The organism is Undibacterium sp. 5I2, assembly GCF_035019605.1.
Lineage (GTDB): Bacteria > Pseudomonadota > Gammaproteobacteria > Burkholderiales > Burkholderiaceae_D > Undibacterium.
On sequence record NZ_JASJVS010000001.1, the window covers coordinates 181,847 to 204,145 of the forward strand.

21 protein-coding genes are annotated in these 22,299 nt (G+C 53.8%); 6 read left to right on the top strand and 15 right to left on the bottom strand.

Translation table 11 applies throughout. The features are described from left to right. Window positions 1-36: 36 nt before the first annotated feature. From trmD to rpsP, 3 genes are read right to left on the bottom strand one after another with little or no spacing between them, the layout of a single operon-like run. Window positions 37-783 (bottom strand): tRNA (guanosine(37)-N1)-methyltransferase TrmD, encoded by a 747-nt coding sequence (gene trmD, locus QN359_RS00845; protein ID WP_322249370.1) that lies wholly within the window; start codon window positions 781-783, stop codon window positions 37-39. 35 nt (window positions 784-818) lie between these two features. Beyond that, window positions 819-1,361 carry a ribosome maturation factor RimM gene (rimM, locus tag QN359_RS00850; RefSeq protein ID WP_322249371.1) on the bottom strand — a complete coding sequence of 181 codons (543 nt, stop codon included), beginning with the start codon at window positions 1,359-1,361 and terminating at the stop codon, window positions 819-821. 13 nt (window positions 1,362-1,374) lie between these two features. Continuing rightward, the gene (rpsP, locus tag QN359_RS00855; protein ID WP_322249372.1) at window positions 1,375-1,626 is read right to left on the bottom strand and encodes a 30S ribosomal protein S16; all 252 of its coding nucleotides are present in this window, start codon (window positions 1,624-1,626) and stop codon (window positions 1,375-1,377) included. Between the two features lie 172 nt (window positions 1,627-1,798). Here rpsP and QN359_RS00860 point away from each other — a divergent pair, with 172 nt between their 5' ends. Further along, the gene (locus tag QN359_RS00860) at window positions 1,799-2,215 is read left to right on the top strand and encodes an NINE protein (protein WP_322249373.1); all 417 of its coding nucleotides are present in this window, start codon (window positions 1,799-1,801) and stop codon (window positions 2,213-2,215) included. Between the two features lie 31 nt (window positions 2,216-2,246). On the opposite strand, the gene QN359_RS00865 is transcribed toward QN359_RS00860, so the two are convergent. From QN359_RS00865 to ugpQ, 11 genes are all read right to left on the bottom strand, one after another. Beyond that, window positions 2,247-4,037: an acyl-CoA dehydrogenase gene (locus QN359_RS00865; protein WP_322249374.1), complete on the bottom strand. Its 1,791-nt coding sequence runs from the start codon at window positions 4,035-4,037 to the stop codon at window positions 2,247-2,249. A 140-nt stretch (window positions 4,038-4,177) separates the two neighbouring features. Continuing rightward, complete coding sequence (locus tag QN359_RS00870) at window positions 4,178-5,107, bottom strand: electron transfer flavoprotein subunit alpha/FixB family protein (protein ID WP_322249375.1); 930 nt, start codon at window positions 5,105-5,107, stop codon at window positions 4,178-4,180. A gap of 69 nt (window positions 5,108-5,176) precedes the next feature. After that, window positions 5,177-5,929, bottom strand: coding sequence for an electron transfer flavoprotein subunit beta/FixA family protein (locus QN359_RS00875; RefSeq protein ID WP_322249376.1), 753 nt, complete (start codon window positions 5,927-5,929; stop codon window positions 5,177-5,179). A 342-nt stretch (window positions 5,930-6,271) separates the two neighbouring features. Continuing rightward, a complete protein-coding gene (locus QN359_RS00880; RefSeq protein ID WP_322249377.1) occupies window positions 6,272-7,417 on the bottom strand; it encodes a glycerophosphodiester phosphodiesterase in 1,146 nt (381 codons plus the stop codon). Continuing rightward, window positions 7,417-9,810 (bottom strand): TonB-dependent receptor, encoded by a 2,394-nt coding sequence (locus QN359_RS00885; protein ID WP_322249378.1) that lies wholly within the window; start codon window positions 9,808-9,810, stop codon window positions 7,417-7,419. Before QN359_RS00885 ends, QN359_RS00880 begins: the two co-directional genes overlap by 1 nt. Window positions 9,811-10,078: 268 nt before the next feature. Continuing rightward, on the bottom strand, window positions 10,079-11,920 hold the full coding sequence (locus QN359_RS00890; RefSeq protein ID WP_322249379.1) for an alkaline phosphatase family protein: 1,842 nt from the start codon (window positions 11,918-11,920) through the stop codon (window positions 10,079-10,081). 376 nt (window positions 11,921-12,296) lie between these two features. Next, window positions 12,297-12,524, bottom strand: a complete 228-nt coding sequence (locus tag QN359_RS00895; RefSeq protein WP_322249380.1) for a sulfurtransferase TusA family protein — start codon at window positions 12,522-12,524, stop codon at window positions 12,297-12,299. Window positions 12,525-12,714: 190 nt separating this feature from the next. Then, window positions 12,715-13,245, bottom strand: coding sequence for an NUDIX domain-containing protein (locus QN359_RS00900; protein WP_322249381.1), 531 nt, complete (start codon window positions 13,243-13,245; stop codon window positions 12,715-12,717). Then, entirely contained in the window at window positions 13,242-13,760 is a 519-nt protein-coding gene (locus QN359_RS00905) for a GNAT family N-acetyltransferase (protein WP_322249382.1), read from the bottom strand. The genes QN359_RS00900 and QN359_RS00905 overlap by 4 nt, the downstream gene beginning before the upstream one ends. After that, window positions 13,757-16,369: an alanine--tRNA ligase gene (gene alaS, locus QN359_RS00910; RefSeq protein WP_322249383.1), complete on the bottom strand. Its 2,613-nt coding sequence runs from the start codon at window positions 16,367-16,369 to the stop codon at window positions 13,757-13,759. The genes QN359_RS00905 and alaS overlap by 4 nt, the downstream gene beginning before the upstream one ends. 160 nt (window positions 16,370-16,529) lie before the next feature. After that, the gene (gene ugpQ / locus QN359_RS00915; protein WP_322249385.1) at window positions 16,530-17,279 is read right to left on the bottom strand and encodes a glycerophosphodiester phosphodiesterase; all 750 of its coding nucleotides are present in this window, start codon (window positions 17,277-17,279) and stop codon (window positions 16,530-16,532) included. An 88-nt stretch (window positions 17,280-17,367) separates the two neighbouring features. Between ugpQ and QN359_RS00920 the strand changes: the two genes are divergently transcribed. From QN359_RS00920 to QN359_RS00940, 5 genes are all read left to right on the top strand, one after another. After that, window positions 17,368-18,591, top strand: coding sequence for a CaiB/BaiF CoA-transferase family protein (locus tag QN359_RS00920; protein WP_322251017.1), 1,224 nt, complete (start codon window positions 17,368-17,370; stop codon window positions 18,589-18,591). Between the two features lie 134 nt (window positions 18,592-18,725). After that, window positions 18,726-19,832, top strand: coding sequence for a sensor histidine kinase (locus QN359_RS00925; RefSeq protein ID WP_322249386.1), 1,107 nt, complete (start codon window positions 18,726-18,728; stop codon window positions 19,830-19,832). Beyond that, window positions 19,829-20,638, top strand: coding sequence for a LytTR family DNA-binding domain-containing protein (locus QN359_RS00930; protein ID WP_322249387.1), 810 nt, complete (start codon window positions 19,829-19,831; stop codon window positions 20,636-20,638). The genes QN359_RS00925 and QN359_RS00930 overlap by 4 nt, the downstream gene beginning before the upstream one ends. A 7-nt stretch (window positions 20,639-20,645) precedes the next feature. Next, on the top strand, window positions 20,646-21,125 hold the full coding sequence (locus tag QN359_RS00935) for a GNAT family N-acetyltransferase (protein WP_322249388.1): 480 nt from the start codon (window positions 20,646-20,648) through the stop codon (window positions 21,123-21,125). Window positions 21,126-21,198: 73 nt separating this feature from the next. Further along, complete coding sequence (locus QN359_RS00940; protein WP_322249389.1) at window positions 21,199-22,071, top strand: sulfurtransferase; 873 nt, start codon at window positions 21,199-21,201, stop codon at window positions 22,069-22,071. A 32-nt stretch (window positions 22,072-22,103) separates the two neighbouring features. Here QN359_RS00940 and QN359_RS00945 read toward each other — a convergent pair. Continuing rightward, window positions 22,104-22,299: hypothetical protein (locus QN359_RS00945; protein ID WP_323493549.1), on the bottom strand; the 196-nt coding region annotated here is incomplete at its 5' end.

Below are 22,299 nucleotides of genomic sequence, written 5' to 3' on the forward strand. Positions count from 1 at the left end.
AACATTACCAAAACTTATCAACAGTCTCAACACCGCTTATAAGCTGCTTAAAAATTTTTCATCTGCACGGGTGAGCAAACCGGCTGCACGGGCGAGCTCGATCAAATCCGGGCGTTTGTTCACACTCGCAAGGAGTGCGCGCTGACGCCGCCATTTTTCGATTTCAGCATGATTCCCGCCTAATAACACAGCAGGAACCGCGACCCCATCCAAGACTTCCGGTCTGGTGTAATGCGGACAATCAAGCAAAACATCCACGAAACTGTCTTGCACGGCCGACAAATCGTCGTGCAAGACGCCCGGAATCTGCCGTATCACCGCATCCATCAAGGCCATTGCCGGTAATTCGCCACCAGACAAGACAAAATCGCCAAGACTGATTTCTTCATCGACACAGGAATCGAGCAAACGCTGATCAACAGCTTCATAGCGCCCACATAACAAGACCATGCCAGACAAATCGGCCAGCTCCATCACGTGTCCATGACTCAAGCGTCGCCCCTGAGGCGACAAATAAATCACTTTCGGCACCGCTTTGCCGACAGCGGCTTGGCGCGCTTTCGCGGCCACTATCGCTGCCTGTAAAGGCTTGGCCATCATGACCATTCCTGGTCCGCCACCATACGGCCTGTCATCGACGGTGCGATGACGGTCAGTGGTGAAATCGCGCGGGTTCCAGAGCTTGAGCTGACATTTTTCTTGCTCAAATGCGCGCCGCGTCACCCCAGATTGGGTAAGCGCCGCGAACATTTCGGGGAATAGCGTAATGACATCAAATTGCATGAAACTGCACTCCGACGGCATAGTATTTTGCTATTTTAATAATCAACACCCCAATCAACCTGTATTTTCTTTGCAACTTGATCGACTTCTTTGACGAAATGATCGACAAAGGGTATCAATTTTTCATATTTAGGTAAGTCAGCATCAGCAATCTCGGCCGCCGCCACCCGTAAAATCGGATGCGCACCGTTATCCATCAAATCTCTGACCACACCCAAGCTTTCGCCTTCCAGGTTAACTACCTGCAAGCCGACCAGATCCATCCAGTAGAATTCACCTTTGGATAAAGCTGGGAAAAGTTTGCGTGAAATTTTTACTGCCGCGCCCTTGAGCGCTTCAGCTGCATTTCTGTCTGCCACACCGACCAGCCTGGCCACCACATCGTCGCCATGGAGTTTTGCTTCCATACGATCGATGTCGCGCCAGTCCGGCTTATCTATCCACCAAGTTTTGGAGGACAACATGGCATCAGCATCCGGCGAGTAAGGATGAATCTTTACCCACCCATGAATACCAAATGCCCCCGAGATATAGCCAACCAGAACTAAATCATCAGGAACAGGGGTTCCAACTGACATCGCGAGCAAACTATTACGCTGCTGCTTTGCTCGACAAAGCAACCAGACGAGCAACTGCCGGTGACAATTGTGCGCCTACGCCTTGCCAGTAAGCCAAACGGTCAGCTGCGACACGTACGGATTCTGCACCGCCGGTAGCAACCGGATTGTAAAAACCGATACGCTCGATAAAGCGACCATCGCGACGATTACGGGAATCAGTTGCAACGATGTTATAAAAAGGACGCTTTTTTGCGCCACCACGAGCTAAACGAATAACGACCATAATATTTCCAAAAAATGTTCTAAACGCGGAAAAAGCTGTAGATTATAGCCCGCTTGAACAAAAACAAGCAAGGACTATCGGTGATATGTGCAAGCTACCGTGGTGCATTCTACACCCTTCTGCGACTTGGTCTACAATCAGCGCCTGCACCGCAACTTGGATACCACGCAAAATGACAGTCCGACACAAAAACAAAACCCTCACCACCCTCTTGGCCGCCGTGGCTGGCAGTGTCGGCGCGCATCGCTTTTACTTACATGGCAAAACCGACAAATGGGCCTGGCTGCATTTGCTCAGCCTGCCCTTGTCGATACTGTTATCATCATTTTACTTCGGCGTACCGGGCTTATTGAGCTGGAGTCCACTGATTTTATCGCTGCTCATTGCCCTGCTGGAGACGCTGGTACTCGGCTTGATACCGGATGAAAAATGGGATCACACCTACAACCGCGACTCCGGTCAGCAAAGCGACTCATCTTGGCCACTGGCCTTGATCCTGGTGCTGGCCATGGCCTGCGGCGCCACCGCCTTGATTGCCACCATTGCCCGCGCCTTTGACTTACTCTATACCGGTGGCGCCTACGGCTGAAACACGGCGGCGCGCGCACCGCCGCCGCAACTTAAAATTGCTCGTCGGCGAGACCCAGCACACCGCTGCTGCCATCGACGATGGCGCTTTGCATACCCGGCGCTGCCGATAAAATGTGATCGGCAAAGAAACGCGCCGTAACAATTTTCGCTTCATAGAAAGCCGCGTCGCCCGCCCCTGCCTGCAATTTCTGCTGCGCGATCAGCGCGGCGCGCGCCATTTGCCAGCCGCCAAGCACGATACCAGCCAGCTTCAGATACACCACACTGCCGGCAAACACGCCTTTGACATCGGTCTTGACATTGGCGAGCACATATTCAACCACCGCCTCAAGCGCCGTCGCACCGGCCGCCAAGCGCACAGCAATCGCCACCAGCGCCGGCGTGCCGCTGGCTGTGAGCTGTGCTGCGGTGGCACGGATCTGCGCAATCAGGGCTTTAGCCGTGGCACCGCCGTCGCGCGCGGTTTTACGGCCGATCAAATCATTGGCTTGAATCGCCGTCGTCCCTTCGTAAATCGTCAGGATGCGGGCGTCACGATAATGCTGGGCCGCGCCAGTTTCTTCGATGAAGCCCATGCCGCCATGCACTTGCACGCCAGTCGAGGTGACATCGAGCGACATTTCAGTCGCCCAACCCTTGACTACCGGCACCAGGAATTCATAGACAGCCTGATTGCTGGCACGTACAGCCGCATCCGGATGGTGATGCGCCAGATCGCTGGTGGCCGCGGCCACATAAGCCAGTGCGCGCGCGCCTTCGGTCTGGGCACGCATACTCATGAGCATGCGGCGCACATCGGGGTGACGAATAATTGCCACCGGTGCAGCCGAACCGGCCAGATCGCGCGATTGCACGCGATCACGGGCGTAGCCAACCGCTTTCTGATACGCGCGCTCAGCAATCCCGATACCCTGCATGCCGACGCCAAAACGGGCCGCATTCATCATGATGAACATGTATTCGAGGCCCCGATTTTCTTGGCCGATCAAGCTGCCGATGGCACCACCATGGTCGCCGAATTGCAACACGGCAGTCGGGCTGGCCTTGATGCCGAGCTTATGCTCGATCGACACGCAATGGGCATCGTTGCGCGCACCCAGGCTGCCATCGGCATTGACGAGGAACTTAGGCACCAAGAACAGCGAGATCCCTTTCACTCCTTCCGGTGCGTCAGGTGTGCGTGCCAGCACCAGATGAACGATATTTTCGGCCATATCGTGCTCACCGTAGGTGATGTAAATTTTGGTACCAAAGACTTTAAAAGTGCCGTCATCCTGCGGCACGGCGCGCGAACGCACCATCGCCAGATCCGAACCGGCTTGCGGCTCGGTCAAGTTCATGGTGCCGGTCCATTTGCCGGAAATCAGATTTTCCAAGTACAGGGCTTTCTGCTCATCACTGCCAGCCGTCAACAAGGCTTCGATCGCGCCATCGGTCAACAAGGGACACAAGGCGAACGAGATACTGGCGGCATTGAGCATTTCTATGCATGGTGTAGCCAACAGCTTAGGCAAGCCTTGACCGCCGAATTCCTGTGGATGCTGAACACCCTGCCAGCCGGCTTGACCGAACAGCTGGAAGGCCTCTTTGAAGCCCTTACTGGTGACTACCTTCCCATCCTGCCAATAACTAGGCGCTTGATCGCCAGTCCAATTGAGCGGTGCCACGACTTCAGCGGCGAATTTGGCATTTTCTTGCAGCACAGCTTGTACCGTTTCTGCCGTCGCATCTTCGCAACCAGGCAAAGCATTGACGACAGCCAGATCAGCGAGCTCGTTGATCACAAACAGCATGTCTTTAACAGGGGCAAGATAAGTCATGGAATATTCCTGAATAAAATAGGCGTAAAAATGAAAAAAAGGGCAGGCAGGCAATATGTCATAACAATAAAAATTTTACTGTCAGTTACGCGACAAAGCACCTGTCTGCCCTGTTGATGCCGCCGCAGCGGCACCAAGGATCAGCCGAGTTCAGCGATCAATGCTGGCACGATCTCAAACAAATCGCCGACGATGCCGTAATCGGCCACGGCAAAAATCGGCGCTTCCGGATCTTTATTGATGGCCACGATAGTTTTCGAATCTTTCATACCGGCCAAATGCTGGATTGCACCGGAAATACCGACGGCGATGTAAAGTTGCGGAGCAACAATCTTGCCGGTTTGACCAACCTGCCAGTCATTCGGTACAAAGCCGGCATCGACGGCAGCGCGCGAGGCACCCATGGCGGCACCGAGTCGATCGGCCAGCGGTTCGAGCAGTTTGAAGTTATCACCTGAACCCATACCACGCCCACCAGAAACGATGACTTTGGCTGCAGTCAACTCAGGACGATCAGATTTAGCAACTTCGCGCGAAATAAAGGCCGAGATGCCGGCATCGGCAACGGCGCCAAGCACTTCCACTGCGGCGCTGCCACCGCTTGCTGCGGCATCGAAACCGGTGGTACGCACGGTAATGACCTTAACGGCATCGGCCGATTGCACGGTGGCAATGGCATTACCAGCATAAATAGGACGCTCGAAGGTATCGGGCGCATCGATTTTAGTGATTTCAGAAATTTGCGAGACATCGAGCTTGGCAGCCACGCGCGGCAAAATATTTTTACCGTAGGCCGTGGCCGGTGCCAGAATATGGCTGTAGGCAGCGGCAATGGCTAAAACTTGGGCCGCGATGTTTTCCGCCAAGCCATCGGCAAAATGGGCGGCATCGGCGTGCAGCACCTTAGTCACACCGGCAATACCGGCAACAGCAGTGGCCACGCCGCCAGCTTGAAAACCGGCTACCAGTACATGGACGTCGCCGCCGCATTGGGTAGCGGCAGTAATGGTGTTGAGCGTGCTGCCTTTGAGGCTGACATTATCGTGTTCAGCGATGACGAGTGTAGTCATAATATTTTCCTTGTGCCCCGACCGGGGTACACCTTAAAACTTGAGAGTAATGGTCTGCAAGGACCGATATCAGGCGATGACCTTGGCTTCATTGCGCAATTTGGCAACCAAGCTAGCGACATCAGGCACGATGATGCCGGCGCTGCGTTTTGCCGGTTCAGTCACTTTCAGTGTTTTCACGCGTGAGCTGACATCGACACCCAGATCGGCCGGCTTGACATTGTCGAGCGTTTTTTTCTTGGCTTTCATGATGTTAGGCAGCGTCACATAGCGCGGCTCATTGAGGCGCAAATCCGTGGTGATGATGGCAGGTAAAGTCAACGACAAAGTTTCCAAGCCACCATCAACTTCACGCGTCACCACGGCTTTGCCGTCGACGATCGCGACTTTGGAGGCAAAAGTCGCTTGTGGCCAGCCCAGCAAAGCAGCCAACATTTGGCCGGTTTGGTTGCAATCATCATCAATCGCTTGCTTACCGAGGATAATCAATTGCGGTTGTTCTTTGTCGGCCAAGGCCTTGAGCAATTTTGCCACAGCCAATGGTTGCAGTTCAGCATCACTCTCAACCAAGATGGCACGATCGGCACCAATCGCCATAGCGGTACGCAAAGTTTCCTGGCATTGCGTAACACCGCAAGATACCGCGATCACTTCGGTCACGGCACCCGATTCTCTGAGTCGGGTGGCTTCTTCAACCGCGATTTCATCGAAAGGATTCATGGACATTTTGACATTGGCGATATCGACGCCTGAGCCATCAGATTTCACACGGACTTTCACGTTGTAATCGACGACGCGTTTGACTGGTACCAGGACTTTCATTTTCTTCCTTTATGAGCTGATAGGAAATACAAAGATGATGCGAATAGGGTTTGCAGCGGCAAAATGACCACACGCCAGAAAAGCGAGTTTAATTCTTTTGAGCGATCTGTGGCGACAAATTGACGTATACGTAAATCTTTCCGATTATAAATCGAAATCCTTAATACTTGGCATAATTTAGCACGATCGTTCCTTTTCCGGAATGCATTCTGCTAGAGCAAAGCACCTAATCAGGCTGATCTACGGCCTGATCCTGAAAAGATAGACCGCGACATATCCGCTCGCCGCAAAAAAATACTCCGCAACCAGTAAGATCGCGGAGTATTTTTTAATTCAACTCATTCAGGCGTCGATGGCTGCCCGTCCGAGTGCCGAATCATCACTGAAGAAACCATCGATACCGGTTTCGATATAGCGCTTCATTTCGGCGATGGAGCCGGCCTCATTGCGGGCATTGAGGTCACTGCCCTGGCGGAAATCAGCTGCCAGAAAGACATTTTCCGGACGGAAAGTCCAGATATGTACGAGCAAGCCGGCTTGATGCGCATCGCTGACGAATGAGGTCGGCGCCAACAAACGTGCATCTTTGCCCAGCGGGATAATGGCACGCGTCGGCGGGGCGATAACATCGGCATACTTGGCCACCTCACGCATACCGGCCGGCGTGATCATTTCTGCGAAGCTGGTGTGACCACCGGCGGCAGCCACATCACTCGGCAGCACAGCCTCGCTGACTACCAATTGCATCAATCGTATGTTAGCCGGCCGCCCGAGCTGCTTGCGCAGATATTTCAGGTTGGCGACTTCGAACGATTGAATTTCGATCGGTGCACGCCGACTATATTCGTGCGCCATCAAGGTGGCAACGAAAGTATCTTCCATCGGCAAGCCGACGCTGGCAAAGTAGGTCGAGCTTTTCAATTCAGGCACAATACCGATGACACGCCCACGCGTGGCCGATTCTGCGGCAACGAAGTCGATGATTTCCTCAAACGAGGGGATTTGAAATTGCCCGTTGTAAGCGACGTTACCCAAACGTATCGTCGACAAGCGTTCCACGGCGCGCAAGGTCTTCAATTCGCTCAAGGTAAAGTCGTCGACAAACCAACCATCATGTTCAACCCGGTCTATGGTTTTTTTGCGGCGGCGATTGGCAAACTCCGGCCGAGTACTGACATCCGTGGTATCCGACAAATGGTTTTCATGGCGCGCGACGAGCACGCCATCTTTTGTCATCACCAAATCCGGTTCGACATAGTCGGCCCCATCGGCAATCGCTTTGGCGTAAGACGCCAAGGTATGCTCAGGGCGCAAAGCACTGGCACCACGGTGAGCGAACAGCAAGGGCTTGGTTTGTGGCGATAAGCGTTGCACCGTGGCTTGCGCCATGGCGAAACGCGGCAAGCTACCCAAGACCATGCCGGCCGCCGCCGTTTTGAGCAGAGTGCGGCGGGCAAAACCTGCTTGCGTGATCAATTCTATACGCATCAGAAGTCTGCCTTGACGGTCAAGAAAGCTTGACGTGGAGGAATCGGATAAACGGCATAACTGCCGCTGACGGCGTAGCTGCCGTTCAGTTCCAAGCTACCTTGGCGGTTTGCCAGATTCGTCACGGCGATATTCCAGCGTGGATTTTTAATCAAAGTGCTTGGCAATGGCAATTTGCCAGCAATGTTCAAACCCATCAAGAAATAACTCGAGATCGACAAATCGTTGGTGTACGTGGCATAGCGACGACCGACAAAATCGCCGGTCAGTTGGACATCGACGTTAGCAATATTGGCCGAGGCGACGAATTTATTCATCCACTTCGGTGCCCCTGGCACGCTCTTGTCAGCGGTCAGAATCAGACTGGAACCGGAAGTGTAATTGTCTTGGTACTTAGAATCATTATAAGAGACGGCGTCGTACAGGGAAAAATTCTGACCAAAATGCAAGGTGCCGGCCAGATCAACGCCATTGGTTTTGACCGTGCCAACGTTCGCCAACAAGGTGGTGCCGCCGACGAAAGAGGTGATGATAGGGTTGGAGCTAACCGCCAACAGACGATTACTGAAATCCACATGATACAGATCGATCTGCCCCTCAAAGGCCGTGATCGGGCCTAAGTTGAGCTGGCGTTTGTCACGTAAGCCCAACTCGAAGGTGAGCGAGGTTTCCGGTTTGGCCGTGGCAGCGAACAAGTTGAAGGCCGCTTGTGTTGCTAAGCTCCACGGCGAAGCACCGCCGCCGCCATAGGTAACAAACTGACGCATATTTTGCTGAATGCTGGCAAACAACTGGTCGTGCGCATCGATATCCCAACGCATACCCACTTGCGGCAGGAACCATTTTTTGGTGTCGATCTGCCCCTCTGGTAAGCCAGTGGAACCACTGCCGATGGCAGCCGGTAATTCTTGCACCGGGAAAGTCCCGTTCGCAAATTGCAAACTCGATTTGAAGCCGGCTTGCAGGGCTAAATCAGGACGCACTTTCCATTCATCTTGCAGATAAAATTGTAGTACTTGATTATCGATACTGCTGCCGTATTGGGTAATGAGCGGGCTGGCTAAATTACCAGGGCGCGTGTACGGTGAGGAAGGATTAGCCAGATTGAGCGCATACCAGCGACGATACGCGGTGGATTGGTTGTGTTCGGCCCAAATACCGGTTTCAATGCTGTGCGCATCAAGGTCGATGTGCAGGGTAGAAATGAGACCTTTCCGGTTGATATTGTATTCCGTGGTGCGGGTGGCATAACCGGAATTACCGAACACTTGTTTCAGATTTTGATTCGGAAAATAGACACTGAACAGTGCCGGCAATCCAGCCTGATTGATCGGCCCAGCTACCACACCGACGCCATCATCATGGTGGTAATAGAATTGATTCGACCAAGTGATGTTATCGTTCAGATAGGCATCGTACTTGAGGTAAGCGAGCTTATCAGTACGCTGCGCATCGCTGTAGTAATTCTGAAAATTGGAACCGGCAGCAGCCGGTGGCGCGCCGGCGGTACTCAGATAATTTAAGGCTGCATTAAAATCAGGGTACAGAAACGGTCGGGTGTAAGGCGAACTGATGGTCGGCGAATGCAGGATACTGTCTTCGTTCGGTTCAGTCTTATCTGACCAATCGGCATACACCGTCAGCTTGCCGGATTTTCCTTGATGAATGAACTTCGCATTGACTTGATCATCGCTCTGGCGACCATCGAAATCCCAGGCTTTGGCTTCGTGATGCAGCACTGACACATAGGCACTGTTACCCTCGCCGAATTCACCGGTATCGACACGCACGAAACTGCGTGAAGCATTGTGACTGCCGACAGTTTGTTGGACATTGATATTGCGTTCCTTTTGCGGATCGCTGGAATAGGTTTCTATCGCACCGCCTAAGTTACTGGTCGAGGCCGTGCCGAGATCGGCCGCACCGGTTGACAGTACTACGCGGCGTACGTTTTCGCTGGTGACGGCGCGCTGTGGCGATAAGCCGTTGTAGTTACCGTATTGTTGATCACCGAGTGGCACACCATCCATGGTGTAACCTAATTGTTGACCATTAAAGCCATGTACCACCAGCGAAATATTTTGCTCATTATTTCCCCATGGGTCGGCCGTTTGGAAGCTCACGCCAGGCAGGGTTTCCAAGGCTTTCAAAGGATTTACACCGGGTATCACTTTCTGAATTTCTTTGCCGCTCATGGTGACACTGGAACGAGTTTTTTCCGATGAAATTTCTACCGTGCTGACACTGGCATCGGATGCAGCAGCAGCAGTTGGTGCTGCTGCTACGGTGAGATTTTGTCCGATTGCAGGTGCGGATAGTGCTGCACACAAGGTAGCAACAGCTACAGTAATATGGGACGGTGTAAGCTGAAACGAACGAATGGAACGACGCATTTTTATTCCTGATTTTTTTTAAATAAAATATTTACCCTGAGGCGCTAAGATAACTGCGCAATATGACTGGCTTATGTCATTACAAAGTGCTTTTTCAAAAAAAAATTCACAAGCTTAGTTAAAAAAAATGCGGGAATTTTTGCCGAATTGAGGCATAAAAAAAACGCCATTTCCAATGTATGGAAAATGACGTTTTCAGCGCATCCGTGATCAAGCAATCGAAGGTGAGACTGGTTTTCCCTGCCGAAACGCAGAGCAATTTCCTTGCTTATTGCACCGCTGGATCAGCATCGAGACCGACAGTACGACCAGGAAAACCGGCAGCATCGAAATACCTTGTGGTGCCGACTTGTTGATAGTTAAGAATAGTGCGCAAGCCGGTTTTTGTCGGGGCAGATTTAATCGATGCTTTGATTACTTTCGGCATCTTGCCATCGGTCATTGCTTCGCTCATCACGCGACCAAGCAACTTACCTTGATCAGGTATGCTGAGTTTCAAAATAGCCGCAATGGTCTTACCGATATCGGCATTACTCACTGGTGCGGTATCAAGAAATTTTTGTTTGAAATCAGGGCCATAAGCGGCAGTAAAATTAAAGGTATCGGCACGACTGAAACTGCCATGCATGCCCTGCCCTTGCTGCAAACCGGTATCGGAAATTTCAACTGCACAGGTGTAAGGCTGGGCGCAACCGGTGGAGAAAGATTTGAAGTTGACGACGATGGCCGGCATCGGTGTGACCGCAGTCCCTTGCAAGTTAATATCGCTCAGAGTCAGGGTGCCGGGAAATTTCCCCAAACGGCTATCGACAAATAAGCCACTGACATAATCTTGCGTCAGCAAGGCAGCGATGACTTTACCAGCCAGGGCATGGGCCTCTGCTTTGCTCGCTTTCGCTGGTAAATAAATCAGGTCAGAGCCGCCATTGCCGGCCACGACGACGAGCGGGTTAGCAGGATCTTTACCTAATACGCCGTTGGCAAACTTAGGATGGGCATCTGGCAGAATCGGCGCATTTTTTTGATCGGGATCGGCCAAAGGCAGGTCGAGTAAATGCGCCAAGTCTTTGGCTAAAAATCCTGGTGGGATAAATCCGACTGGCACGTCAGCGTAGTGCAGCTTGGCTGATGGACTGGTCGCGCTTTGCTTGGAAATGGTAGAAAATCCGTGATCGGCCGACACCACAATATCAGTAGTTTGATCGAGCCCTAAGGCGACCAAGGTTTCACGGATTTGGCGTAAATTATCATCGGCATTTTTGATCGCGGCCAGCGAGGTCGGACCATTAATTCCCGGCACCAATTGATTCAAACTGTCGCCTTGATTATGCTGACTGCCATCGGGATCGCGGGACCAAAATACAGCAATGAATGGCTTATCGTCTTGCTTGAATTTGCTCAAAACTACTTTATTGAATAAATCGGCAAACCACTGTTGTTGCGTGACATTGGCAGCCAAGGTACCGGCGGTCGTGGCATTGCCAGATTTACCGTTTTCGCCGCGCGTCGGTGCCACGCTGGCGATGCCTGAAGTGCGCAGCGCTTCAAGCATCCAAGGGGCCAAGGGAATGCCATTCGGCGTGCCGGTGGAGTCGTCGACGATGACACTTTGTTGCCCGGTTCGTTCGGTGTGATCAAAAATCAGCACCGGTCCTAATTTGCCAACGCTTGCCGTGTTGAAGCCAGCCTTACGGGCCGCTTTCAACAGTGTGTCGGCATTGAGGTAGTCGCCGGCAAAATGTTCGTCGACATCACCGAGTACCGGATCACTTTCCAAGAATGGGGTCACGGAAAAGCCTGCCCCCGGAACCGGGTAGCCGGTGTAAATAGTATTACTGAAATCACCGGTGTCACCCAGATGATGGCCGGTCGCCATGGCGGAGGCATTGGCGGTGGTAAAGGTCGGAAATAAGGAATGGCTGTTATTGAAAGTGACGCCGGCATCGCGCAAGGCCGCCATGTTCGGTGCTGTTGCGGCGCTGACCATTTGGGCGCGCAAGCCATCGGGCACGAATAAGATGACATTATGCGGCTTGTCCGCGGCGTAAGCGGCCATACACAGCGTGGCGCTGATGACCAAAGCAATTGCTTGTTTGCGTTTACATTTCATGTATTTCTCCGAATTTGAAATCACCTTGCCCGGCTTGTCTTTGCCGAGCTACTGCCAGTCAATTTGATTTTATTGACGAAAATGAGAGGGGGATTATCAAGCAAAAGGCTTGAATGAGAGAAATATTTAAGGTCTGACGGTGAAAAATACTGTGTGTCTGTCGTGTTTTTACAGCAAAGCTAGGGACGTTATACAGCGGTCATAAACGAAGCTTACAATAGGGCTCTTAGGCCCTGCTGCGCCTCATTGCAAAGCTGGAGTTGCATTTTCTTTGTAATAAAAAAGCCCGATACACACGGTATCGAGCCTCTTGGGATTGCCACCAGCGAGCGAAGGCTAAGGCCGGTCGCTCAGAGCTTGATGTGTCACAAGCTCGTCACTTGCGTTTGATATAGTATTCGAATTCATTGCTGCTTTCCTGATGCGACAACAATTCGTTGCCGGTTTGTTTGGAAAACGCTTTGAAGTCACGCACTGAACCGGGGTCGGTTGCCAATACATGCAGCACTTCGCCGGTAATCATATCAGCTAAGGCTTTTTTTGTTTTCAAGATCGGCAGTGGGCAGTTGAGTCCGCGCGCGTCCAGTTCTTTATTGAATTGCATTATCTTTCCTTGTGCATCTGGGCACAGTGCACGATAAATAAATCGCCCGATACGATCAGGCCAGACCAAGTTTACTCTATGCACTAATTCTACCGGAATTTTCATTCGCATGGTGCAATGCAACACACTTACAACATTAGCTTATTCTTTGCACAATTAAAGCGCACTAAAATGTGGCAAATCGCTGCTATCAAGGCAAAATGTTTTGCTGCCAATCAATAAAATTTGGCACCAAGCCCTGTCCGCGCATCCAGTCAGCCAGCGCATAACCGGTGCCGGTGTTCCAAGGGCGTAATTTAGCCGGTGCAATCAGCCGGTATTCAAGCAATTCCTCGGACAAACTGATTTCACCGCTTGCCACCACATGATAGGCCAAAATGACTTCATTCTTTTGAGCAAATTCATACACGCCGATCAGCTTGACGGCTTGCGCATCGAGATTGGTTTCCTCTTTCACTTCGCGCATTACCGCTTGCTCTGGTGTTTCACCGCGTTCCATGAACCCGGCAATGAGGGCGAATTTATTTTCCGTCCAAGCCGCATTGCGCGCCAACAGAATGTGACCAGCCACTTCCAGCACCGCTGCCACGACGGGCACAGGATTATCCCAATGAGTCCAGTGGGCCTCTGGACATGTCAGTCGCGTCAAGCTGGGGTCATGCGCATCGCCACGCGGCACCAGTGCGACGGCACAAACTGGGCAATAGCGCAAGGCCGTCATGATTGACGCACCGGCATCGTTGGTTGATGCGGGTGCAGTCGCGCCATCGAATAACTATCGGCAAACAAGCCATTGCGTAAGCTGGCACCACGATGCGTGCCTTCGATATCGAAACCGAATTTCTTGTACAGATGTACGGCCGCCGCACTATCACAAAAGACCATCAATTCTATGCGCAACAAATTGAGCCAGTTATCAGACAGGCTCAGTAACTCGGTCAGCAAAGCGGTGCCGACGCCGCGTCCAGTAAACGAATCAGCCACGCCCAGGCTCAGGGTGGCGACATGCGAACGTCGTGGCGTCGTCTCGATGTGCAGGCCGGCCGTGGCGACAATCACGCCGTCGTAAATAGCGACGAGTAAGGTGTCATCACGGCTGACTTGGCGCAAACGCTCCTGCCATAGATCGACAGAAGGATGCGGCAATTGCAAGGTAGCGGCATAGGTACCGCTGCTGGCATAGACCCGTTGAATCTGGGCCGCATCAGAGAGTTCCGCACGACGGATATGTATCATAAGCGCGCGTTGATCCACTCAGGCACAGCTGCCAGCGCTTTGGCCAAGCCGCTCGCATCGGTACCGCCGGCCTGCGCCATATCAGGACGGCCACCGCCTTTGCCGCCTACTTGTTGCGCAACGAAGTTCACCAGATCGCCCGCCTTGATTCTGGCGGTACTGTCGGCCGTGACGCCGGCGATCAAAGTCACTTTTCCTTCATTGACAGCCGCTAACACAATGGCTGCGGTTTTCAGCTTGTCTTTGAGCTTATCCATGGTTTCACGCAGCGCTGTCAGGTCGGCACCCTCAAGCGTGACGGCCAACACCTGTATGCCCTGAATATCTAGGGCTTGGGAGAGCAATTCGTCACCTTGATTACTGGCCAGTTTCGACTTCAAACCAGCCAATTCTTTTTCCAAGGCTTTGACGTGGTCTTGTACCTGGGTGATACGCGGGATTAATTCTTCGGCCGGCGCTTTCAAGGCGGCGGCGGCTTGGTTGAGGCGCGTACTGAGGTTTTGTACCAGCGTGAGGGCGACTTCACCGGTAACGGCTTCGACCCGACGGATACCGGCTGCGACACCGCCTTCGGCGACAATTTTGAACAGGCCGATATCACCAGTACGAACGACGTGGGTACCGCCGCACAATTCGCGCGAACTGCCGATGTCGAGCACCCGCACTTCATCGCCATATTTTTCACCGAACAAAGCCATGGCACCGTGTTTGACGGCGTCATCATAGGCCATCGATTGTGCACGGGTGGCGCTGTTGGCGAGAATTTCGCGATTGACCAGGGTTTCGACGCTGCGAATTTCTTCGCTCGAGAGCGGCGCATTGTGGCTGAAATCGAAACGAGTTTTTTCGACGTCGACCAAGGAACCTTTTTGTGCGACATGGCTGCCCAAGACTTCGCGCAAGGCTTTGTGCATCAAGTGGGTGGCGGAGTGATTGCGCATGATCTGAGCGCGCACATCCAAGGCAACGCTGGCGTTGATGCTTTGCCCCAGTTGCAGGCTGCCGTTTTGCAGCACACCGTGATGGCCGAACACATCGGCCTGTACTTTGAGCGTATCACTGACGGCAAACAGACTGCCGTCGGCCACCACCAGCGTGCCGCAATCGCCGCACTGCCCGCCCGATTCGGCGTAAAACGGTGTGGTATCGAGTACCACAATGGCCAATTGACCGACCGTGATCGCTTGAACGGCGCTGCCATCGACGTAGAGGGCGACGACTTTGGCTTCTTGTTGCAAGTGTTCGTAACCGACGAAGCGGGTTTTTTCACCGCTGTAGTCAATCGCTGCTGCCATTTTAAATTTACCGGCGGCGCGCGCGGTTTGTTTTTGTCGGTCCATGGCCGCGGTGAAGCCGGCTTCATCGAGGGTAACATGGCGTTCGCGACAGATATCGGCGGTCAGATCGAGCGGAAAACCATAGGTGTCGTAGAGCGTGAAGGCGGTATCGCCATCGAGGTGGCTACTGTCTTTGGCCAGCGCCGCTTCGAGGATTTTCATGCCGTGTTCGAGGGTTTCACCGAAACGTTCTTCTTCTTGCTTGAGCACTTGCGCGACGCGTTCGCCGGCCGCGGCCAGTTCCGGATAAGCGCCACCCATTTCCTTGACCAGATCGGCCACGAGTTTGTAAAAGAATGGCTGGCTCTGGCCGAGTTTGTGACCATGGCGCAGCGCGCGGCGGGTAATCCGACGCAAAACATAGCCGCGCCCTTCGTTGCCGGGAATAATGCCATCGACAATCAGGAAGCTGGCGCAGCGAATATGATCGGCGATCACGCGCAGGGAATTGTTTTCCAAATCGGTACAGCCGGTTTCGCGCGCGGCTGCCTTGATCAGATTTTGGAAGGTGTCGATTTCATAATTCGAGTGTACATGCTGCAGTACTGCCGACAAACGTTCCAGACCCATGCCGGTATCGACGCAGGGTTTCGGTAAAGGATGCAGCACGCCGTGCTCATCTTTATTAAACTGCATGAACACCAAATTCCAAATTTCGATGAAGCGGTCGCCATCTTCTTCGGCCGAGCCCGGTGGGCCGCCCCAAATATCGGCGCCATGATCATAGAAAATTTCGGTACACGGACCACAGGGGCCGGTTTCCGCCATTTGCCAGAAATTATCAGACGCGTAGCGCGCGCCCTTATTGTCACCGATGCGGATGATGCGCTCGGCCGGTACGCCGATTTCATCTTTCCAAATGGCATAGGCTTCGTCATCTTCTTGATACACGGTAACGGTTAATTTATCTTTTGGCAAACCATAGACGGTGGTCAGCAATTCCCAGGCCGAGTGGATGGCCTCGGTTTTGAAGTAAGCACCAAACGAGAAATTGCCGAGCATTTCAAAGAAAGTATGATGACGTGCCGTATAACCGACGTTTTCCAAATCATTATGCTTACCGCCGGCGCGCACGCAGCGCTGTGCCGTGGTAGCGCGGTTATAGGCGCGCTGATCTTGACCGAGGAAGACATCTTTGAATTGCACCATGCCCGAATTGGTAAACAACAGGGTCGGGTCATTGCCCGGTATCAGGCTGGACGAACGCACGCGCGTATGGCCCTTGGATTCAAAAAAACTGAGGAATTTATCGCGGATTTCGGACGAGTTCATAGGGTAATAAGTTGGAGCTGAAATAGGTTGAATTTCGATTATACGGTATAAATTCTTCCGGCCAGACGCAAAGCGCAGTGCTGCAAACGGTGGAAGTAAATTTAATCTTTTTTACAACATCGACGATATTTTGCAAAAAAACGCCGACTATCACGCGCCCTTACTTAAAATCGGCCGCAATGAGGTCGATGCGGTCGGTACAAAATCCATCGACGCCCCAGCTCAGCAGTTCGCGTGCGCGCGTCGGGCTGTTGACGGTGTAACAAAATAAAGCAGCACCGCTGTGTTTGACCGCGCGCGCCAGTTCCGGCGTCAGAAAGGCTTCGTTGGTATGCAGTGCAACAGCACCGAGCTCGGCCAACTGGCGTTGCCAGTCCGCTTCGATACGGTCGCATAACCAGGCGCGCGGCAGCGCCGGTGCGGCCAGCCGAGCCGCGTGTAAGGCAGCGATGGAAAACGAGGATAATAAGGGCAATTGCTCTACCCGTTCGCTGGCGACATCGGCAAAACAGGCCGCGCTCATGGCGGCGACGATGCCGCCGGTAAGCGTTTCGTAGCCCGGCACCGGTTTGATTTCGACATTCATCCAAATACCGTGGCGACGGCAATATGCCATGGCCTCGGCATAGGTCGGCACGCGCTCACCGGCGAATTCGGCGGAAAACCAGGCACCGGCATCCATTTCCTGTAAATCAGCTACTGCGGTTGTTGCAACATTACCTATTCCGGCGATAGTTCTGCCGAAATCCGGGTCATGCATGAGCACAGGTACGCTGTCCTTTGATAACATGACATCAAATTCGACTGCAGCAAAACCATGCGACAAACCGCAGGCCAAGGCCGCGATGGTGTTTTCCGGTGCCAGTCGGCCGCCGCCGCGATGGGCAAGAACTTTGGGATAGGGCCACATATTGCCGTCCTGATAAATAAACATAGAACCGATAGGATAATCCAAGATGGCCACAGACCCGCAAGAAAACGCGTCAGCACCGGCCGCAATGGCCAGCGCGCTCGGACATTTACGCGTGCTCGACCTCACGCGCGTGCTGGCGGGGCCTTGGTGCAGCCAGAATTTGGCTGATCTCGGGGCCGAGGTGATCAAGGTAGAACGCCCCGGTGTCGGCGACGATACCCGCAGTTGGGGCCCGCCGTATCTGCAAGATGCAAACGGCCAGGACAGCAGCGAAGCGGCGTATTATCTGGCGGCCAATCGCGGCAAGCAAGCGATCACGGTCGATCTGGCCACACCCGAGGGACAGCAAATCATCCGCGACTTGGTCGCGCAGTGCGACGTCGTGCTGGAAAATTATAAGGTCGGTCAGCTCGCCAAATATGGCCTCGATTATGCTGCACTCAAACTGATCAAGCCGGATCTGATTTATTGTTCGATCACAGGCTTCGGCCAAACCGGTCCGTATGCCCATCGCGCCGGATATGATTTTATCGTGCAAGGCATGGGCGGCTTCATGTCGCTGACCGGCGAACGCGATGCCCTGCCCGGCGGCGGCCCGCAGAAAGCCGGCATCGCCATCACCGATCTGATGACCGGCATGTACGCCACCATCGCCGTGCTGGCCGCGCTCAGCCATCGCGACCGCAGCGGCGAAGGTCAATACATCGATATGGCGCTGCTCGATGTGCAAGTGGCGATGTTGGCTAATATGGGTAGCAATTATCTGTGCAGCGACACCGCGCCAGTCCGTTGGGGGAATGCCCATCCGAATATCGTGCCGTATCAAAGCTTCGCCAGTTCCGATAGTCACATCATCGTTGCCGCCGGTAATGACGGCCAATTTCGGCAGTTCGTGCGTGCCGGTGGCTGCCCGGAGTTGGCCGAGGATGCGCGCTTTCTCAGCAACCCGGAGCGGGTGCGCCAACGCGAGGTCTTGGTGCCGCTGCTGGCGGCTATGATGAAACAAAAAAGCAAACAGGAATGGCTGAGCTTATTGGAAGCGGCCGGAGTACCGTGCGGCCCGATCAACCGGCTCGATGAAGTGTTCGCCGATCCGCAAGTGCAAGCCAGAGAAATGCAACTGAGCCTGCCGCATGCCAGTGCCGGCACGGTGCCGCTGCTTGCCAGTCCGATGAAACTCTCGCGCACACCGGTGCAGTACAAGGCTGCGCCGCCGCTGCTCGGCCAAGATACCGACGCGGTGCTGGCCAAGCTGCTCGGTTATGATGCTGCGCAGTTGCAGGCGCTGCGCGATCGGCAGATTATCTGAATGTTACTCACGCCAAGAATTTCTGCTTCGGCACCATCGACACCTGCTTTCGTCGCAGCGCTGCGGACAAGTGCAGCGCAGTGTGGCAGGATGGACGCCATCTGTTTATCCTCGGCCCTTAGCGGTCAGCTCAAATGACATCACCTCCCCCCGTGCAGCCCTCACTGTTGGCCTCCTTGGTCGCGACTTATCGACAAAGCTTCAGCCCGACGCTGCAGTATGTGATCAGCGATCTGCCACGCCTGTTGCTGATCAATTTAATCTGTGGCGTGCTGGTCACGTATGTCATGCATGCCGGTGGCAGTTTTTTCGAAAATTGGATATTTTCGAATTGCATAGGCTTGTGCGCTTATACCCTCATCACCGGTTTGAAAAAGCTGATTTGGCGCGGCCGCACGCCGAATAGCCTGACTTTCTATGCGCTCTGCTGTTTGATCGCGCCGGTCTCGTTCGTGCTCGGCACACTGATAGCGGCTACGCTGTTCTCGTACCCGCTGCCGCATGTCTTGGCCTTACAATGGAATGTGGCCAGCAGTTTCATCGCCGTGACTTCACTGGCCAGCCTGCTGGCCTCGTGGTCGTTTTGGAACAAGAGCAAAATGGCGGAGCTGGCGGCACATGCAGCGGCGATCGAAAAGCAAGCGATCCAAGCGCAATTGCAAATGCTACAGGCGCAGATAGAGCCGCATATGCTGTTCAATACCTTGGCCAATCTGCAGGGCTTGATCATGCTCGATCCGGCGCGCGCCCAGCATATGCTGGAACAACTGATCATTTACCTGCGCATGACTCTGTCTGCTTCGCGCGCCGAGCAGAGCAGCTTGGAACAGGAATTTGGCCTCATCACCGCCTACCTTGAGCTGCTGGCTATCCGCATGGGTCAGCGCCTCAGTTTCACGCTCGATTTGCCAGCGGCACTGCGCGGGCATCGCATTGCACCGATGTTGCTGCAACCACTGGTGGAAAATGCGATCAAACATGGCCTCGAACCGAGCATCAGCGGCGGCCATGTGCATGTCAGCGCCAGCAGCGACGACGCGTGTTTGTGTTTGCGCGTGCAAGATGGCGGACTGGGTTTGAGCGCCGTCGTCGATGAGTCGCGGCAGCACGTCGGCAATGACAATATCCGCCGACGGCTGCAGGTCTTGTACGGCGCGGCTGCCACCCTCACGCTCACGCCCGCGCTGCCGACCGGCGTCTGCGCCGAACTGCGTCTTCCTTTTGCCCTGACCGCCCCATGAATCCACCACGCGCCCTGCTGGCTGAAGATGAGCCTATCCTGTCACAAATGCTGCAACTCTTGTTAGCGCAATTATGGCCACAATGTCAGTTGTGCAGCATCGTCGATAATGGTAACGCCGCGGTAGAACAAGCCTTGTTACTGCGCCCGGATATGCTATTCCTCGATATCAAAATGCCGGGCCGCAGTGGCCTCGAGGTGGTGCGCGACTTGCTCGAAGAATGGCCTCTGGACAGCGCTTTTCCGCTGCTGGTATTTGTCACGGCCTATGATGAATTTGCCGTGCCAGCCTTTGACCAGGCAGCAGTCGACTATGTACTCAAACCGGTCAATGCGACACGACTGCAGCAAACGGTCGAACGTCTCAAGCTGCGTTTGCAAGCGCGCGCAGCAGTGCAGCCACAACACGACGGCGAACTCGCGCGCGTGCTAGCGCAATTGCGCGATCTGGTGCCCGCTGCGCCCAGCATGCCGGCGCCAGAACGACTGCAAGTAATTCGTGCCGCCGTCGGTAACACGATACGCATGATACGGGTGGCCGATGTGCTGTATTTCGAAGCCACCGATAAATATATCAATGTCGTCACGCGTGAACACTCGTCCTTGATACGCAGCAGTCTGCGCGAATTACTGCCACAATTGGATGGCGGGATTTTTTGGCAAATCCATCGCAGCACCGTGGTCAACAGCTTGCACATCCACAGTGCGCACAAAGATGAAGCGGGAAAAATCACCCTGCTGCTGCGTGAAAGTACAGAAAAACTGCCGGTCAGCCGGATCTACGCCCACCTCTTTAAACAAATGTAAACCTGCTATGTCTGATCTCACACAATTACGCTGGCAATTGGCCGACTTCGATGCCCTCACCGCCTTGCAGTGGCATCACATTTATGCGGCGCGCTGCGCCGTGTTCATCCTCGAACAGAATTGTCCTTATCAAGATATCGACGGTAAAGATCCGCATTGCCGCCATCTGATTGCCTGGGATGGCGAGCAGGTCGCGGCCTATCTGCGTCTGGTGCCGGCCGGGCGCAGTTTTGCCGAAGTCTCGCTGGGTCGGGTGCTGAGCAGCGCGGCATGGCGCGGCAGCGGAATCGGTAAGGACTTGCTCGGCCGCGGTATCGCCGCGCTCCATGCAGCGCATCCGGGCACGGCGATACGCATCGGTGCGCAAGCCTATTTGGAAAAATTTTACGCCAGCTTCGGCTTTGAAACCGTCTCGGCCACGTATCTGGAAGATGACATCGCCCATATTGACATGCTGCTGCCAGCCGCACGCGACGGCGCTGCCTGAGCAGAAACCCGGCATTATCAGCCGATTTTCTACTATAATGCAGGTAAATCAATGACTTACTGAATTCTTTATTATGCCGGCAGCAACTCTCTCTCGCGCTACTCCTTACGTTAATATTTCTGCTTACAAATTCATCAGCTTCGACGATACGGCCGAGCGACGCCCAGCCTTTCTGGCTAAGTGCAGCGAGCTCAATCTCAAGGGTACGATCTTGCTCACGCCCGAAGGCATCAATATGTTCTTGGCCGGTTTGCGCCATGAAATCGATGCCTACATGGATTGGTTGCGCAGCGATGTGCGTTTCGCCGATATCGTGGCCAAGGAAAGTTTTTCCGAGCGCCAGCCGTTTACCAAGTTGCTGGTAAAAATCAAGGCCGAAATCATCACCATGCGCATGCCGCTGATTAAGCCGGAAGAAGGACGCGCGCCATTTGTTACTGCGCCTACCCTCAAACGCTGGCTTGATCAAGGTCATGATGATCAGGGTCGTGCCGTGGTGATGGTCGATACGCGCAATGATTTCGAAGTCGATGTCGGCAGTTTCGACAATACCATCGATTACCGCATCAGCAAATTCACTGAATTCCCCGCCGTGATCGAGGCTAACCGTGAAGCGCTCAACGATAAAACCGTGGTCACTTTCTGCACCGGTGGCATACGTTGCGAAAAGGCCGCCATTCACATGCAAAACATCGGTTACGACAGCGTGTATCAGCTCGAAGGTGGGATTCTCAAGTATTTTGAAGAAGTCGGCGGGGCCCATTATCATGGCGACTGTTTCGTGTTCGATTACCGCACTGCCCTCAATCCGCAACTTGAAGCGACCGATACCAAGCAATGTTACGCCTGTCGTGCCGTGGTCACTCCACGCGAACAATTGTCGCCTTGGTATATCGCCGGCAAATCCTGCCCACACTGTATGAAAGCCTCATCGGCAGCGGCCTGAAACGCGCTGTGCTGAGATCACGCCATGCTGCCTCACACAGCATGGCGTTTTTTTTCGTCGAAAAAATGCTCGCTACGAATTTGACATCCTCCCCGCCCTGAAGAGGCTGTCGCAAAAGCCTGATGGACGTTTTTTAAACCTGAAACACCGCATACCTCGTCATTCCCGCATGCCGCAGCCTCGTCATTCCCGCATGCTTTTAGCGGGAACCCAGTGTCGTTTTCAGCG